We start from the raw sequence: 15520 nt of genomic DNA, 5'->3' as shown, positions 1-15520 counted from the left end.
TCCTGGCAAAAGACTGTCAGCCCGTCGCTGCTTTCGCCGTGTCCTTCAGTCAGCCCGTCGCTGCTTTCGCCGTGTCCTTCAGACAGTAGATCCCGCGTTGCCCGGGCATCAGCTGCAGGCGATCCGAGACACCCAGCACCGTTTCGGCGCCGCCCAGATAGAGGAAACCGTCCGGGGCCAACTGCTTCGACATGCGCGTGAGCACTTGGCTCTTGGTCGGCTGGTCGAAATAGATCAGGACATTGCGCAGGAAGATCACATCGAACTGTCCCAGTTCAGACGTGCTTTCCAGCAGGTTCGAATAGCGGAACTGCACACGATCGCGCAGGACCTTTGCAATCTGCCAGCGATCCCCAACCTGCTCGAAATACTTCACCAGCATCTTCACGGGCAGGCCGCGCTGGACTTCAAACTGGCTGTAGAGTCCCTTTTTGGCTTTCTCCAGCATTTCGGTCGAAATGTCGGTTCCGATGATCTCGATCTTCCAGTCCTTCAGGTCCAGATTGCTTTCCTCGAGCAGCATGGCCAACGAATAGGGCTCCTGCCCAGAGGAACAGGCGGCGCAGAGAATCCGGATGCGGCGTGAGGAGGCGCGCGCCTTCATCAAGTGCGGCAGCACCAGATCGCGAAACTGGTCGAAGGGACGGTTGTCCCGGAAGAAAAAGGATTCGTTGGTGGTCATTGCCTCGACCACCTCTCGACGCAACTCCTTGTTGCCACTCTTGCGCACCTCGGCAATCAGGCCATCCAGACCCGAAAGTCCCCATTTGCGCACCAAAGGAGTCAAACGGCTCTCAAGCAGGTAGCTCTTCTCCTTGCCCAGGATCAGACCGGAGGACTCCTTCAGGAACCGGGCGAGGTATTCGAAATCTTCGGGCTTCATGCCGCTGTCCTCAGGATATTGTCGCGCAGGTAGGGCGCGATCTGCATAAGCGGAAGAACGGCGGAACAGAAACCCTTGCCGGTCACGGCTCCGGGCATTCCCCAGACCACCGAACTCTCTTCGTCCTGGGCGATCACCGTACCACCGGCGGCCACCACCTTCTCCGCACCTGCCAAGCCGTCCGACCCCATACCGGTCAGGATCAGGGCAAGGGTGCGTGCACCGTAGACCTCACTGGCACTGCGCAGCATGGGATTGACGGACGGCCGGCAGAAATTCTCCGGCGGTTCCTGCGTCAAGCGAATGACGGGAGTCTCGGCACCGTTGCGCACGACCTCCATGTGATACCCACCGGGCGCGACATAGACATGTCCGGGCTGGACCGGTGCCTTGTTAACACCCTCCTGGCAGGGCATCCCGGATACACGGGCCAGATGTTCGGCAAGCAGCGTGGTGAAGGTCGCCGGCATATGTTGCGTGATCAGGACTGGCAGGCTCTTCAGCATGCCCCGCATATCTCCCAGCACCTTGAACAGGGCCTGCGGGCCGCCTGTGGAACTGCCGATCGCCAGAACCCTTGGCGGCATGCCGCCAAGCGGACGCAGTGTACCTACAGGCCTGCGCGCTGCTGGTGCTGCCTTGGGCTGTACCGTTTTGCTTCGGGCTTCTGTCTCTGTCCGCGCCGCACGGGGTGCTTCCTGTCGCCCTGCTTCGGCCAATGCCTTGACCTTGTTGCGCAGCTCCCGACGGAAGTCGTTGGCTGACTGATGCCCCAGACTCGTGGTTGGCTTGGCGATGTAATCCGCTGCACCGGCACGCATGGCCTTCAGGCTGACATCCGCGTTCTTGCGGGTCAGGGTCGAGGCCATGATGACCTTTGTCCTCGGCGAAGCCTCCAGGATCTTGGGCAATGCGGTCAGGCCATCCATAACCGGCATCTCGATGTCCAGGACGACCACGTCCGCGCTCTCCCGCGCCAGCGAGTTCAGCGCCATCTGGCCGTTCGAGACAGAGGCCGAGACCTTTATGTCCGGATCTTCCTCGAGCGTGCGCGTGAGCAAGCCCCGAATCACGGCCGAATCATCGACCACCATGACGCGGTAGCGGGAGGCGCGGCTGTCTGGGTTGCTCATCTGTCACTCCCAGGCGACAGGCAGGTTACGGAGAAGGACCGGCCATCCATTCAGATAAGCCCGACCTGGGAAAACTTGGACTCCACGATGCCGCTGTCGAAGGGCTTCATGATGTACTCATCGGCACCGGCCGCGATGGCCTCGTGAATATGTGAAAGGCCGTTCTCGGTGGTGCAGAAAATGACGACTGGCTGGTTCACTCCCACCTTGCCGCGCAGTTCGCGTAGGAAGTCGATACCGTTCTTAACCGGCATGTTCCAATCCAGCAGTATGGCATCCGGCATCTCGCTTTCACAGAGTTGCAGAGCCTCCTGGCCATCACAGGCTTCGCGTGTGGAAAAACTCAACTCCTCCAGGATGCGCTTGGCGACCATGCGCACCGTCTTGGAGTCGTCCACGATAAGACAGCTTTTCATCCCTATCCCCGTAACTGAAGACCTGTTTCGCTTGAGAGCTAGGCGGCGGAGGCGCGGCCGAAGTCCAGCAGGCGCTCGATGTTGAGCACCACCAGCAGTCTGTCCTTCAAGCGATAGATGCCTTCGGAATACTCCTTGAGGCGCGGAGAGATCGTGGGCGGGCTGCGCTCGAAATCCTCTGACTGCAGTGGCATGACCTCACCCACTGAATCCACCATCAGGCTGTAGAGTTCACCGTGGTGGTCGACCACGATGGACATGCCGGATTGCGCGCCTTCAAGCGGGGGCAGGCCTATGCGCAGGCGGACATTGATGGCTGTGACAATGCGACCGCGCAGGTTAAGGGATCCCGTGATTTCGGGCGGGGCCAAGGGGATGCGCGTGGTCCGGACATTGCTCAGGATGTCCTGGACCTGCAGGACATGGATCCCGAACAGCTGGTCCCCGATGTAGAAGGTCACGAATTCCTTCGCACCCTCGGCCTCCATCAGGCCAGACTTCATGCGCTCCAGATCATTCATGCCGCACCTCGCATATTCGACAGGGTTTCGTTCAGGGATGCCAGCAGGCCGGCCCGATCGAACTTCGTCACATAGTCACTGAAGCCCGCCGCGCGCCCGCGCGCAAAGTCATTGGGACTGGCATGGCCGGAAAGCGCCACCAGCGGCGTTTCCGACCAGCGGTTGGCACGCACGGCCGCGGCAAACTCGAAACCGCTCATGCCCGGCATCTCGATGTCCGAGAGGATCACGTCGAAGTCCTCCCCTGCTTCACACAGCTCAAGCGCGGCATCGGCGCCTTCGACCGAAGTCACGTTATAGCCGGCTGAGGAAAGCAGTGGCGCCAGCAGGTTTCGGAAGAAGGGACTGTCGTCTACCAGCAGAATGCGGTTCGAAGCCGAATCCCCCTCCAGCTTCCCATCCGCCTGGAACCAATCGGAATAGGCCTGGGTCAGGAAGTAGCCGGTGTCGATGATGTCCGTGGCCTTCCCGGCGATCGTGGCAGATCCGATGTAACCCTGATGCTCGCCGCCAAGCTCGATATTCAACGGCTCTTCGACGATATCCAGGATACTGTCGACCACCAAGCCCATGCTGCGATTGCGGTCGGTGAAGACCAGCACCTGCTGACGGCCGGTTCCCTCGAGAGCCTGATGGGAATCCATGGTGATCAAAGGCATCAACTGGCCGCGATACTGAACAACCGGCTGCCCGCCAGAAGTCTCGATGGTCTCGCGATCGATCTCTTCCAGGCGTGCCACCAAGCCAAGCGGCACGGCTTTCGGGGCTTCGCTTCCCGCCTTGAAAAGCAGCATAGCCACGGTATCGTCCGACTTGGCGGCCTTCTGCTCTGCCATGCCTTCCATACCTTCCGTGACCGTCAACTCCCCTGTCTCCCCGGCAATGCCATTGGGATCCAGGATCATGACGACCGATCCATCCCCCAGGATGGTGTTGCCCGAGAACAGGGTGATATCCCGCAGGATGGGCGCCACCGGCTTCACCACAATTTCTTCGGTGTCGAACACCCGGTCGACAATGATGCCGAAACTGTATGTGCCGACCTTGGCAACAACGATGAACTGATCCTTCTCGCTCTCGTCGTCTTCACGCTCCAGCTTCAGCAATTCGCTGAGATTGACCAGTGGGAGCAGGCGATTGCGCAGGCGCAGGACCGGCGTATCGTTGATCCGCTCGATGCTGTGGTCGGAATTGGCCGAGGCGCGCACCAGCTCGATCACGGCAAGCTGCGGGATCGCAAAGCGCTCGGAGGCACTCTCCACGATCAACGCCGAGACGATCGCCAGCGTCAGCGGGATCTTGATGGTAAAGCTTGTGCCCTTGCCGTACTTCGAGGTCAGTTCGACGTTGCCGCCGATCTTCTCGATGTTGGAGCGCACGACATCCATACCGACACCACGGCCCGAGACGGAGGTGACCTCCTGTGCCGTGGAGAAGCCGGGCTTGAAGATGAACTGCATGATCTGCTGTTCATTCATGTTCGCCAACTCGGCCTCGGTGGTCAGGCCGTTGGCCAGCGCCTTCTCCTTGATCTTGTCAGTATTCAGCCCGCGCCCATCGTCGGTGATCTGGATGATGATGTGGCCGCCTTCGTGATAGGCGTTCAGGACGATTGTGCCGGTCTCGGGCTTGCCGGCGGCACGCCGTCCTTCGGTGGTCTCCAGCCCGTGGTCGGCGGAGTTGCGCACCATGTGGGTCAGCGGATCCTTGATCAGTTCCAGGACCTGCCGATCCAATTCCGTGTCCGCGCCCTTCATCTGAAGGTCGATCTTCTTGTGCATGTCCTGCGACAGGTCGCGCACGATGCGTGGAAGCTTGGCCCAGGCATTGCCGATTGGCTGCATACGGGTCTTCATGACCCCTTCCTGCAGCTCGGAGACCACATGGTTGAGCCGCTGCAAAGGAGCGGCAAAGTCGCTGTCCTTGTGCGTACGCAGAATCTGAAGAAGCTGGTTCCGGTTCAGGACCAGCTCGGAGACCATCGTCATCAGGTTCTCCAACAGCTCCACGTTCACGCGGATCGACTGATTGGCAACGGACGATTCCCGAGGTTGCCCCTGGTCTCCGGCCTCCATTTCAGGCGCGGGCGGCTGACCACCGCCGGCACCATCGTTCGATACAACCGCCACAACCTCTTCGCCAGGCTGCACCATTTCGACAATGTTTTCCTCGGTTGCCTCGATTTCCGCCAGCTCGACCGGAACATCTTCATCGGCCTGTTCGGGATCAACCTCCGACACCGTTTCGTCTGCTGCCGAATCCTCCGCCGTCGGCACCGATGCCGCCTCTTCGCTCGGGGCATCACTGCCTGTTTCCAGCGCATCCGAAGCAACCGGCTGGGTCAGCTGTTCGGCATCCCAACCTTCGGCGACGGTTTCCAGACGTGCAATCAGTTCACTGTCGTCACCGACAGGCTCCGCCTCGGTTTCCTCCAGGGCCCCAAGGATCAGGCGAATGCGGTCAAGACATTCCAGAACGATCGAAACCAGGCCAGGCGTAACCTCGACATCCCCGTCGCGCACCTTGCCAAGCACATTCTCGCCCGCATGGGCCACCGCCTCCAAGCGCGGCAATCCCAGGAAACCACAGGTTCCCTTGATCGTGTGCATCAGCCGGAAAATGTTCGAGAGAATATCCGGGTCGTTGGGGTTCTGCTCAAGCTTTACTAGCTCGACATCCAGATATCCCAATCCCTCATTCGTTTCCGTCAGGAATTCTTGGAGAAGTTCATCCATATTCTTACCTGCATTGTCTGTCGAACGCCTGCTCACCGAGCGGCGTTCATCCGTAACGACCGTGATACTCGCAGGAAAAGGGTTAAAAGGCTGTTAGCAGCCAACCAGGAATTTCGCTTTTTTAAGCAAAAGGCAGGCTCGCGACAGATCGTCACCGGGCGCTGGAATCCTATGCCGTGATAACGCATCGCACTTTCACAAGCAGCGCAAGCCTGCTAAGCCTGCAAGAGTAATGCGTTTTCCCATATTGCCCCTGAGATGACCCAGAGCAGCGACCTGATCGAAATTTCCGGCCCGTTGCGTGACGCGCCGCCTCGCGCCCGGCGGCGCGGAAGAATACGACTGCTCAGCGTGATTTCGGCCATTATCGCGCTCCTGTTCTGCATTCCCGCAGCCACCGTCGTCTACAACCTCCTGCTTCCGCAGTCTGAAATCTGGTCCCACCTGGTGGAAACGGTCCTGCCGGACTATATCGCCAACACCATCTGGCTGGCGGTCATTGTCGGCGCCGGGGTCATCTCCATTGGCGTCTCCACGGCCTGGCTGGTTACCATGTGCCGCTTTCCCGGCCGCAACCTCCTTGAATGGGCGCTTATCCTGCCCTTGGCCGTGCCAGCCTATGTCATGGCCTATGCCTATACGGATTTCCTGCAGTACAGCGGACCCCTGCAGACAGCGCTTCGGGACTTCTTCGGCTGGCAGACACCCAGGGACTACTGGTTTCCGGACATCCACTCGGTCGGCGGCGCTGCGACCATGCTGTTTCTGGTGCTCTACCCTTATGTCTACCTCCTGACCCGAGCGGCTTTCCTGCAGCAATCCGCTTGCGCGCTCGAAGTAAGCCGAACCCTGGGGTGCGGCCCCTGGAACGCCTTCCTGCGTGTTGCTGTCCCCCTGGCCCGCCCGTCCATCGTGGCCGGTACGACCCTGGCGCTCATGGAAACCCTGGCTGATTTTGGCACGGTCCAGTACTTCGGAGTCCCGACCTTCACCACAGGAATCTACCGGGCCTGGTTCTCCATGTATGACCAGGTGGCCGCCGCACAGCTGGCAGCCATACTGCTGGGCTTCGTCTTTGCCTGCCTGCTGCTCGAACGCCTCAGCCGTGGCCAGAGGCGCTTCCATCACACGACCAATCGTTACCAGCACCTGCCGGAATACGAATTGAGGGGCGGGAAAGCCTGGCTGTCCACATTCGCCTGCGCACTGCCTGTCGTCTTCGGCTTCCTGCTACCTGCCGGCCTGCTGCTCAACATGGCTCTGGACAACGGACTCGAAATCTCGAAGTACCTTCCTCAGGCCTATAACACCTTCGTTCTCGGGGCCATCACGGCGGTGCTTGCGGTGATCCTGGCCCTGATCATGGCCTATAGCCTGCGAATACGCCCCACGGTCGTCAGCATTACAGCCAACCGCGTAGCTGGACTCGGCTATGCCATACCTGGCTCGGTCATAGGGGTGGGAATCCTGCTGCCCTTCACCTGGCTGGACAACACGATCTCCGGCCTGTTCGAAAACCTGTTCGGACTATCGACCGGCCTGCTCTTGACCGGTGGGATTGCCGCGATTGTCTTTGCTTATCTGGTGCGATTCCTCGCCGTTTCGCTACAGGCCGTTGAAGCCGGCTTCACCAAGGTCCGCCCCAGCATGGAGGATGCCGCGCGCAGTCTTGGCCACGGCCCCTTCGAAACCCTTGCCAAGGTCCATGCCCCGCTGATGTGGGGCAGCTTGCTGACTGCCGGATTGCTGGTTTTCGTCGATGTCATGAAGGAACTGCCCGCCACGCTGATCATGCGCCCCTTCAACTTCGACACTCTGGCGATCACGGCGCACAACTTCGCCTCGGACGAGCGCCTGGATCATGCGGCTACGCCTGCCCTGATGATCGTTTCGGTCGGCCTGCTGCCGGTCATCATTCTCTCCCGCGCCATTGCCCGCTCCCGCCCCGGCCGGTAAAGAGCCTTTCAGTAGACTCCGCAGACAAGCGAGGGCCCTGCCCGCAAAGGCGGACAGGGCCCTGAAACGCGATTTCGTTTTCGCTATTTCAGCTTACTTCCAGCCAGCCCGATCGAAGATCATCTGTGCTTCCGGCTGGTTCTCGCCGTAGACGGAAACATTCACATCATCCAGTTTCGGACGTCCAAACTCCTCCAGCACCGGATTGTCCAGCGCAGACTCCACGGCCGGATACTCATTGTTGCCATTCGCGAAATAGGCCTGAGCCTCATCCGTTGCCAGGTATTCCAGGAACTTCACGGCCGCATCCTTGTGCGGCGCGTTCTGCAGGACACCGGCCCCGGAAACGTTCTGATGGGCCCCGCGACCTTCCTGGTTGGCCCAAACCAGCTCGGTGTTCTCGACCACCTCCTGGTCCGCATCGTCATCGGAGCGAACCAGTCGCATGTAGTAGTAGTGATTGGCCAGGGCGACACCACATTCTCCGGAGGCCACACCGCGAATCTGGTCGGTATCGCCGCCTTGCGGATCCCGCGCGAAGTTGCTGACGACCCCATTTGCCCATTCCTCCGCTTTCTCGGCGCCGTGATGCTCGATCAGGGAGGCCATCAGCGAGAGGTTGTAGATATTGGAGCTGGAACGGATGCAGACCAGTCCTTCGAAGCGCGGGGCCGCCAGGTCCTCATAGGTCTGTGGTGGCTCGTCCACGATCTCCGGATTGTAGTAGAGAGTGCGAATGCGCGTGGAGAAGCCGAACCAGTGCCCGTCCGGATGCCGCAAGTTGGCGGGAATACGCTCTTCCAGGACCTCGGATTCGACAGGCTGAAACACACCTTCCTGGTCGGCACGCCAAAGGCGACCAGCGTCCACCGTGATCAGGACGTCTGCCGGACTGTTGGCTCCCTCGTTCACGATGCGCGTGACCAGTTCCTCGTCACTGCCCTCGATGATGTTCACCTCGATCCCGGTCTCTTTGGTAAAGCCGGAGAAAAGGGCATCGTCGGCTTCATAGTGGCGCGCCGAATAGACGTTCAGTTCATCCTGCGCTTCGGCCGATGCAATGCCGAGCGGCAAGCCCATTCCGCCGGCAATCCCGAGTCCAGCCAAGAGGCCCAGGGCTGTCGAAGTGGACATCACACGGTGAAATATTGGCTGCATACTGGAAAACTCCCTTGCTTACTGATTTGCAGACTCAAATGAGTAGCAGTCTCAAGTGCATTCGTAAATGCAAATCACTCCTATACGCAGCTAGAAAGGCACGGATGGACTGTGAATGTGCGAGGCGCAACTGAGGCCCCAATGCCTCAGTGGTTGCTCTGGCTTTCAGCCAGGCAGGGTGACACGGATTTCAAGCGCACTCTGTTTGGCATTTGCATCCAGTCCCAGGCTGCCATCCTGGAGCTCCACCAATTGACGGGTGAAATAGGCATGAACATTCCGAGGCGTCAGGCCATCAGGCGAGATGGATTTGTCCAGGCCCTGAGCGGTGTCGTCTCTTAACTCCACGCTCGCACCATGGCCCTGCAAGTCCAGAACCAGACTGGCCTCCTCAGGAAGGACCGACAACTGCAACTCCCCGCCCCGCGGCAGGCATTCGCGCGCCAGACCCAGGACATTCATGAGGATCTTACCTTTATGACCAGCCAGGTGATCACCCCCGGTTTCCGGCCATTGCAAAGCCAGCCTCTCTTCCTTCAACCAGTTGTCAATCACAGGCCGGATATCCTCCAGTGTGCTGATGCGCTCGCCTGCGGCACCATAGGCAAGACGGAAAAAGGCGAGCTTGCTAGAAGCCTGCCCAGCGCTGGATGCGATCAGGTCCACGGCCTCAGCATCCATCGGACTCATTTCCTGAAGCAGTTCCGTGCCGTTGCCGATGGCACTGATTGGTCCCACCAGATCATGGCAAAGCCGCGAGGATAGCAGTTCCGCAAGACGGAAATCGGCAGATGACATCATGTATTGCCCTTCTCTTTCATGGGGATGGAAGTGTGCTGCGCCCTTCCGTCCTGTTCAAGTGTCGCTTCGTTCGCCTTCGGTGTCGTTCCTGGCCTTGGGCCCGCCATGGCCACTTTGTAGAGTTGTCTCAATGTTTTCGGAGGTACAGCGGCAGGATGTCCGCCTTTCTGGGTGATATTGTTCCGGGGACCTACGTCTACCATCCAACGCGCAAGGATTGGGGACTTGGGCAGGTGCAGTCCGTCATCGGAGATCGAATCACCGTCAACTTCGAAAACGCCGGAAAGGTCCTCATCAACTCGGCAATCATAGAGTTGCAGCTGGCACAGGATGAGGACTCCCCCAATCACAGCAAGAACAGTACGGATTGATTGATGTCCCAAGGGCAAACAGCACCCACCTCGCAGGCTGAGAGGCAGATCCATCCTGGCTCAGGACGCCGCAAGGCTCCCCTGACCCCAAAGGGGCGCCAGGCCGAATCCGAGGCACTCGACCAAGTCCGCGCACTGCTTGGAGAGCGCTCGCGGCAGCCTGACCTGCTGATCGAGCATCTTCATCTGGTTCAGGACAGTTACGGCTGTCTCTCAGCTGCGCATCTGGCGGCACTTGCCGAGGAAATGAAGCTGCCCTTGGCTGCAGTCTATGAAACCGCATCCTTCTACGCGCACTTCGACATCATTGAAGACGGGGAAACGCCTCCAGCCCCAATAACAGTGCGCGTCTGCGAGTCCCTGACCTGCGAGATGATGGGCGCGCAACGTCTGATCGAGGAACTGGAAGCAGACGCCAACAGTGAAGTCCGCATCCTGCGCGCACCCTGCATGGGCCGCTGCGACACGGCTCCCGTAGCGGAAGTCGGCCACCATCATGTTGACCACGCAAGCAGGGAGAGCATCTCGACGGCCATTTCGGACCGGCAAATGCATCCGGAGATTCCCGACTACAAGGACTTCGACAGCTATCGCGCGGAGGGCGGCTACCGCCTCCTGCAACGCATCCTGGATGGCGAACTGACGCGCGAGGACATCATCGCTACCATGAAGGAAGCGGACCTGCGCGGTCTTGGCGGCGCCGGCTTCCGGGCCGGCCTTAAATGGCAGATCATGCAGTCCCAGGTCCATCCACGCCTGATGGCCATCAATGGAGACGAGGGTGAGCCGGGCACCTTCAAGGACCGCTATTTCCTGGAAAGCGACCCTCACCGTTTCATCGAAGGCATGCTGATCGGCGCCTGGGTCGGCGCGTGCGAGACCAGCTACATCTATATCCGCGACGAGTACCCGGCCGTCATTGAAATCCTGAAACGAGAATTGCCCAAGGTCGAGTTGGCCGGTCTGGCTGACCACTGCCGCATGGAAATTCGCCGCGGAGCCGGTGCCTATATCTGTGGCGAGGAATCCGCCATGCTGGAATCCATCGAAGGCAAGCGCGGCTACCCACGGCACAAACCCCCCTTCCCCACGGAAGTCGGCCTGTTTGGATTGCCCACCCTCACCCATAACGTGGAAACCGTCTACTGGGTGCGCGATATCCTTGAGAAAGGCGCCGAATGGTTCACCTCACAAGGCCGGCATGACCGCAAGGGTCTGCGCTCCTTCTCGGTGTCGGGCCGCGTGCATGAACCAGGCGTGAAGCTGGCCCCAGCCGGTATCACGATCCGTGAACTGATCGAGGAATACTGTGGCGGCATGGCCGAGGGATACAGTTTCAAGGGCTATCTGCCGGGCGGAGCCTCGGGCGGAATCCTGCCTGCGTCCATGGACGACATCCCGCTCGATTTCGACACGCTACAGCCCCATGGCTGCTTCATCGGTTCCGCCGCCATTGTCGTGCTTTCCGATCAGGACGACATAAAGGAGGTGGTGCGCAACCTGATGCGATTTTTCGAGGATGAATCCTGTGGCCAGTGTACACCCTGCCGCAATGGCACGGAGAAGGCTGTCCAACTTCTGGATGCGAAACAGTGGGATACGGACCTCCTGGAAGAGCTTTCCTCCGTCATGATGGATTCCTCCATCTGCGGCCTCGGCCAGGCGGCCCCCAATCCGCTGCTCTGTGCCCTTAAATACTTTCCCGAGGAGAGCCGGTCATGAGCGAAATGATCAAATTCACTCTGGATGACCAGGAAGTTCTGGCCGAGCCCGGCGAAACCATCTGGCAGGTAGCCGATCGGATGGGAACGGAAATCCCGCATCTTTGCTATTCCCCGGAACCGGGTTATCGAGAAGATGGAAATTGCCGGGCCTGCATGGTGGAAGTAGAGGGAGAGCGCGTCCTGGCTGCATCCTGCATTCGCCAGCCGACTGACGGCATGAAAGTCAGCACCGCCTCGGAGCGCGCGCGCAAGTCACGCAAGATGGTCTTCGAGTTGCTGATCGCGGACCAGCCGGAACGGGAGACTTCGCACGATCCGGATTCCAAGTTCTGGAACTGGGCCGAAAGCATCGGCATCGAGGACAGCCGTTTTCCGACCGCTGACCGCCCCCTGCCGGATGTCAGCCATCCGGCCATGGCCGTGCACCTGGATTCCTGCATCAACTGTGGACTCTGCGTGCGCGCTTGCCGCGAAGTCCAGGTCAACGACGTGATCGGCATGGCCTACCGCGGCCACAATGCAAAAGTGGTGTTCGATTTCGACGACCCCATGGGGGAAAGCACCTGCGTCGCCTGTGGTGAATGTGTGCAGGCCTGCCCGACCGGCGCTTTGATGGAGTCCAGCCTGCTGGACAAGGCCGGACAGCGAACGGTTTATGAAGACAAGACGGTGGATTCCGTTTGCCCCTATTGCGGCGTGGGCTGCCAGACCAAGGTCTATGTGAAGGACAACGAGATCGTCCAGATCGATGGTCGTGACGGTCCAGCGAATGAGAACCGTCTCTGTGTGAAGGGACGCTTCGGCTACGACTATATAAACCATCCGCAACGCCTGACCGTGCCGATGGTCCGCCGCGAGGATGCCCCCAAACGCTGGGACGATCAGGTCGATCCAGCCAACCCCTGGACTCATTTCCGCGAAGCCACCTGGGAGGAAGCCCTGGAAAAGGCCGCCGGTGGCCTGAAGACCATTCGCGAGCGGGATGGCGGTGGTGCGCTTTCCGGCTTCGGTTCTGCCAAGGGCAGCAATGAAGAGGCCTATCTTTTCCAGAAGCTGGTGCGCACGGCCTTTGGTACCAACAATGTCGACCACTGCACCCGTTTGTGCCACGCCTCCTCAGTCGCAGCGCTGATGGAAGGCATGGGATCAGGCGCTGTCACGGCCCCCTTTACCTCTGCCCTGGAAAGCGACTGCATCATCGTGACCGGCGCCAGACCGGCCCAGAATCATCCGGTGGCCGCAACCTACCTGAAAACGGCAGCCAAGAACGGCGCCAAGCTGATCGTGATGGATCCAAGGCATCAGGGGCTTTCCCGCTACGCCAGTCACATGCTGCAGTTCAAGCCGGGCCAAGATGTCGCCCTACTGAATGCCATGATCCATACGATCGTCGAAGAGAATCTGGTCGACGAGCAATATATCCAGGCGCGCACCAGCGGATACGAGGAACTGAAGGAGCGCATCCGCAACTTCTCTCCGGAGGAAATGGCCGAGGTTTGCGGCATTCCAGCCAAGACCATCCGGGAAGTGGCCCGCATCTATGCACGTTCGGAAAAGTCGATCATCTTCTGGGGCATGGGCATCAGCCAGCATGTCCACGGAACCGACAATGCGCGCTGCCTGATTACACTGGCCCTGATCACCGGACAGATCGGCCGACCGGGCACAGGACTGCATCCGCTGCGCGGACAGAATAACGTGCAAGGGGCGTCCGATGCCGGCCTCATTCCTATGGTCTATCCCGACTACCGATCGGTCGAGGATGCCGCCATCCGCAAGGAATACGAGGAATTCTGGGGAAAGGACCTGGATCCGAACAAGGGTCTGACGGTGGTGGAGATCATGCATGCCATCAATGCCGACGAGATCAAGGGCATGTACATCATGGGCGAGAACCCGGCCATGTCGGACCCTGATCAGACCCATGCCCGCATGGCCCTTGCGAAACTCGAGCATCTTGTGGTCCAGGACATCTTCCTGACAGAATCGGCATGGCATGCCGATGTCATACTGCCCGCGACGGCCCATGCCGAGAAGACAGGCACCTACACCAACACCAATCGCCAGGTGCAGATCGGTCGAATCGCCGTGACGCCTCCAGGACAGGTCCGCCAGGACTGGGAACTGATCCAGGAGATTGCGCGGCGCATGGGTGAGGACTGGAACTACAGCCACCCCAGCGATGTCTTCGCGGAGATGGCACAGGTCATGCCTTCGCTCGCCAACATCTCCTGGGAGCGGCTGGAGCGCGAGGACTCCGTTACCTACCCTGCGGACGCTCCGGACAAGCCCGGAAACGAGATCATTTTCGCAGAGCGGTTCCCGACAGCCGATGGGCGGGCCCGCATCGTCCCGACCGATCTTGTCCCGCCCGATGAGTTGCCTGATGACGACTATCCGCTGGTTCTGACAACAGGGCGTCTGCTGGAACATTGGCATACGGGCGCCATGACTCGAAGGGCCGGCGTGCTGGACGACCTGGAACCCGAAGCAATTGTCTCCATGAACCCCAGGGAAATGGGCCGACGGGGAATCAACCCGGGAGACATGGTCAAGGTAACCACACGTCGCGGCACCATCGAGATCAAGGTTCGCAAGGACCGCGAGGTTCCCGAGGGCATGCTTTTCATACCCTTCTGCTTCAACGAGGCAGCAGCCAACGTGCTGACCAATCCGCAACTCGACCCCTATGGCAAGATTCCGGAATTCAAGTTCTGTGCTGCCCGGCTGGAAACCAACGAGGTCATGGCCGCAGAGTAGCGATCTCCATACGGACGAACGAAAAACGGCGGGACCGCAATGGCCCCGCCGTTTTTCGTTTTACTGGTAACCTGGAAGCTCTATTCGCCCCAGACTTCTTCCAATAGTTTCGTCCAGTTGGCCCCCATCACCTTCTCGATACGCCCCTCTGGCCAGCCCCGGCGTTCCATGGCGGCCGTCAGGTTCGGAAAATCCTCAATGCGCCGGAATCCTTCGGGGTTGATGATCTCACCGAACTCGGTGAGTTGGCGCGCATAGCCCTTGTCCTGGGTGATGTAGGTAAAGAAGCTGTCGGAATGGTCCTGGGTGAAATCGGTTCCGATGCCCGTGCGATCTTCGCCCACAAGATTCATCACATATTCAACGGCCTCGACATAATCATCGACGGTGGCCTCGGTCCCCTTGGCCAGGAAGGGCGGGAACATCGTCACCCCGGCAAAACCGTTGTGCTGGGCAATGAAACGCAGCTGCTCATCGCTCTTGTTGCGAGGGTGTGCCTTCAGGGAGGCCGGCAGGCAGTGCGAATAGGCCACGGGCTGCTTCGAATAGGCGATGATCTCGCTGGAGGTCAGCTCGCCCACATGGCTGAGATCGATCAGGATACCGACGCGATTCATTTCGTCGATCAATTCACGCCCGAAGTCCGTCAATCCCGTGTCCCGGCTTTCGTAACAGCCTGAGCCCACGGTCGTGGCCGTATTGTAGGTCATCTGGACGATGCCGAGGCCCAACTCCTTGTAGACCTGCACCAAAGGCAGGTAGTCACCGAACCCCGTGCTGTTCTGCCAGCCCAGGATAATCCCGACCTTGCCGGCCTCCTTGGCGCGACGGATATCCTTGGTCGAATAGACCTGCATGAGAATGTCGCTGTTCTCACGGATCTGCCGCTTCATGTCGGCAACAGCCTTCATGGTCGTCGGGAAATCCTCCCAGACGGAGCAGGTGCAGTTGACTGCCGTCAGGCCGCCCTTGTGCATGGCCTCGAAGACAGGGCGATGCCATTTGGCAACAATCAGGCCGTCAATCACGACAATACGGTCGTGCAGGGATTCAGACATCAAT

At 59.7% G+C, this 15520-nt stretch carries 12 protein-coding genes; 4 read left to right on the top strand and 8 right to left on the bottom strand.

The annotated features are described in order from the left end of the window. Nucleotides 1–49: 49 nt before the first annotated feature. From BP38_RS0107380 to BP38_RS0107360, 5 genes are read right to left on the bottom strand one after another with little or no spacing between them, the layout of a single operon-like run. Nucleotides 50–883, bottom strand: coding sequence for a CheR family methyltransferase (locus BP38_RS0107380; protein ID WP_026987208.1), 834 nt, complete (start codon nt 881–883; stop codon nt 50–52). Next, on the bottom strand, nt 880–2016 hold the full coding sequence (locus BP38_RS0107375; protein WP_026987207.1) for a protein-glutamate methylesterase/protein-glutamine glutaminase: 1137 nt from the start codon (nt 2014–2016) through the stop codon (nt 880–882). Before BP38_RS0107375 ends, BP38_RS0107380 begins: the two co-directional genes overlap by 4 nt. Nucleotides 2017–2066: 50 nt before the next feature. Then, on the bottom strand, nt 2067–2432 hold the full coding sequence (locus BP38_RS0107370) for a response regulator (RefSeq protein ID WP_026987206.1): 366 nt from the start codon (nt 2430–2432) through the stop codon (nt 2067–2069). Nucleotides 2433–2470: 38 nt separating this feature from the next. Further along, nucleotides 2471–2953, bottom strand: coding sequence for a chemotaxis protein CheW (locus tag BP38_RS0107365; RefSeq protein ID WP_026987205.1), 483 nt, complete (start codon nt 2951–2953; stop codon nt 2471–2473). Further along, nucleotides 2950–5688, bottom strand: coding sequence for a hybrid sensor histidine kinase/response regulator (locus tag BP38_RS0107360; RefSeq protein WP_026987204.1), 2739 nt, complete (start codon nt 5686–5688; stop codon nt 2950–2952). The genes BP38_RS0107365 and BP38_RS0107360 overlap by 4 nt, the downstream gene beginning before the upstream one ends. 258 nt (nt 5689–5946) lie before the next feature. Here BP38_RS0107360 and BP38_RS0107355 point away from each other — a divergent pair, with 258 nt between their 5' ends. Next, nucleotides 5947–7644: an ABC transporter permease gene (locus tag BP38_RS0107355; RefSeq protein ID WP_026987203.1), complete on the top strand. Its 1698-nt coding sequence runs from the start codon at nt 5947–5949 to the stop codon at nt 7642–7644. 93 nt (nt 7645–7737) lie between these two features. On the opposite strand, the gene BP38_RS0107350 is transcribed toward BP38_RS0107355, so the two are convergent. Both BP38_RS0107350 and BP38_RS21680 read right to left on the bottom strand, forming a co-directional pair. Then, nucleotides 7738–8802 carry a Fe(3+) ABC transporter substrate-binding protein gene (locus BP38_RS0107350; protein WP_211250252.1) on the bottom strand — a complete coding sequence of 355 codons (1065 nt, stop codon included), beginning with the start codon at nt 8800–8802 and terminating at the stop codon, nt 7738–7740. Between the two features lie 165 nt (nt 8803–8967). Then, nucleotides 8968–9603, bottom strand: coding sequence for a histidine phosphotransferase family protein (locus BP38_RS21680; protein WP_051609087.1), 636 nt, complete (start codon nt 9601–9603; stop codon nt 8968–8970). Between the two features lie 155 nt (nt 9604–9758). Here BP38_RS21680 and BP38_RS0107340 point away from each other — a divergent pair, with 155 nt between their 5' ends. The 3 genes from BP38_RS0107340 to fdhF are packed head-to-tail and all read left to right on the top strand — an operon-like array spanning nt 9759 to nt 14458. Next, nucleotides 9759–9974 (top strand): DUF3553 domain-containing protein, encoded by a 216-nt coding sequence (locus tag BP38_RS0107340; protein ID WP_035724076.1) that lies wholly within the window; start codon nt 9759–9761, stop codon nt 9972–9974. 3 nt (nt 9975–9977) lie between these two features. Further along, nucleotides 9978–11696 carry an NADH-ubiquinone oxidoreductase-F iron-sulfur binding region domain-containing protein gene (locus BP38_RS0107335; protein WP_051609086.1) on the top strand — a complete coding sequence of 573 codons (1719 nt, stop codon included), beginning with the start codon at nt 9978–9980 and terminating at the stop codon, nt 11694–11696. Beyond that, complete coding sequence (gene fdhF / locus BP38_RS0107330) at nt 11693–14458, top strand: formate dehydrogenase subunit alpha (RefSeq protein ID WP_026987199.1); 2766 nt, start codon at nt 11693–11695, stop codon at nt 14456–14458. Before BP38_RS0107335 ends, fdhF begins: the two co-directional genes overlap by 4 nt. 80 nt (nt 14459–14538) lie before the next feature. Here fdhF and BP38_RS0107325 read toward each other — a convergent pair whose 3' ends face one another. Beyond that, a complete protein-coding gene (locus tag BP38_RS0107325) occupies nt 14539–15516 on the bottom strand; it encodes a dipeptidase (protein WP_035724073.1) in 978 nt (325 codons plus the stop codon). Nucleotides 15517–15520: the final 4 nt, after the last annotated feature.

Source organism: Fodinicurvata fenggangensis DSM 21160, from assembly GCF_000686045.1.
In the GTDB taxonomy this organism is placed as follows: domain Bacteria; phylum Pseudomonadota; class Alphaproteobacteria; order Kiloniellales; family DSM-21159; genus Fodinicurvata; species Fodinicurvata fenggangensis.
Note: the sequence above shows the minus strand (reverse complement) of the source record. Positions and strands in the feature narration are given on the sequence as shown.

Bases quoted from the DNA above. Each gene is read 5' to 3' on its own strand.
- BP38_RS0107335 (WP_051609086.1), top strand. From the start codon at position 9,978: ATGTCCCAAGGGCAAACAGCACCCACCTCGCAGGCTGAGAGGCAGATC.
- BP38_RS0107380 (WP_026987208.1), bottom strand. From the start codon at position 883: ATGAAGCCCGAAGATTTCGAATACCTCGCCCGGTTCCTGAAGGAGTCC.
- BP38_RS0107355 (WP_026987203.1), top strand. From the start codon at position 5,947: ATGACCCAGAGCAGCGACCTGATCGAAATTTCCGGCCCGTTGCGTGAC.
- BP38_RS0107365 (WP_026987205.1), bottom strand. From the start codon at position 2,953: ATGAATGATCTGGAGCGCATGAAGTCTGGCCTGATGGAGGCCGAGGGT.
- BP38_RS0107370 (WP_026987206.1), bottom strand. From the start codon at position 2,432: ATGAAAAGCTGTCTTATCGTGGACGACTCCAAGACGGTGCGCATGGTC.
- BP38_RS0107360 (WP_026987204.1), bottom strand. From the start codon at position 5,688: ATGGATGAACTTCTCCAAGAATTCCTGACGGAAACGAATGAGGGATTG.
- fdhF (WP_026987199.1), top strand. From the start codon at position 11,693: ATGAGCGAAATGATCAAATTCACTCTGGATGACCAGGAAGTTCTGGCC.
- BP38_RS21680 (WP_051609087.1), bottom strand. From the start codon at position 9,603: ATGATGTCATCTGCCGATTTCCGTCTTGCGGAACTGCTATCCTCGCGG.
- BP38_RS0107375 (WP_026987207.1), bottom strand. From the start codon at position 2,016: ATGAGCAACCCAGACAGCCGCGCCTCCCGCTACCGCGTCATGGTGGTC.
- BP38_RS0107350 (WP_211250252.1), bottom strand. From the start codon at position 8,802: ATGCAGCCAATATTTCACCGTGTGATGTCCACTTCGACAGCCCTGGGC.
- BP38_RS0107340 (WP_035724076.1), top strand. From the start codon at position 9,759: ATGTCCGCCTTTCTGGGTGATATTGTTCCGGGGACCTACGTCTACCAT.
- BP38_RS0107325 (WP_035724073.1), bottom strand. From the start codon at position 15,516: ATGTCTGAATCCCTGCACGACCGTATTGTCGTGATTGACGGCCTGATT.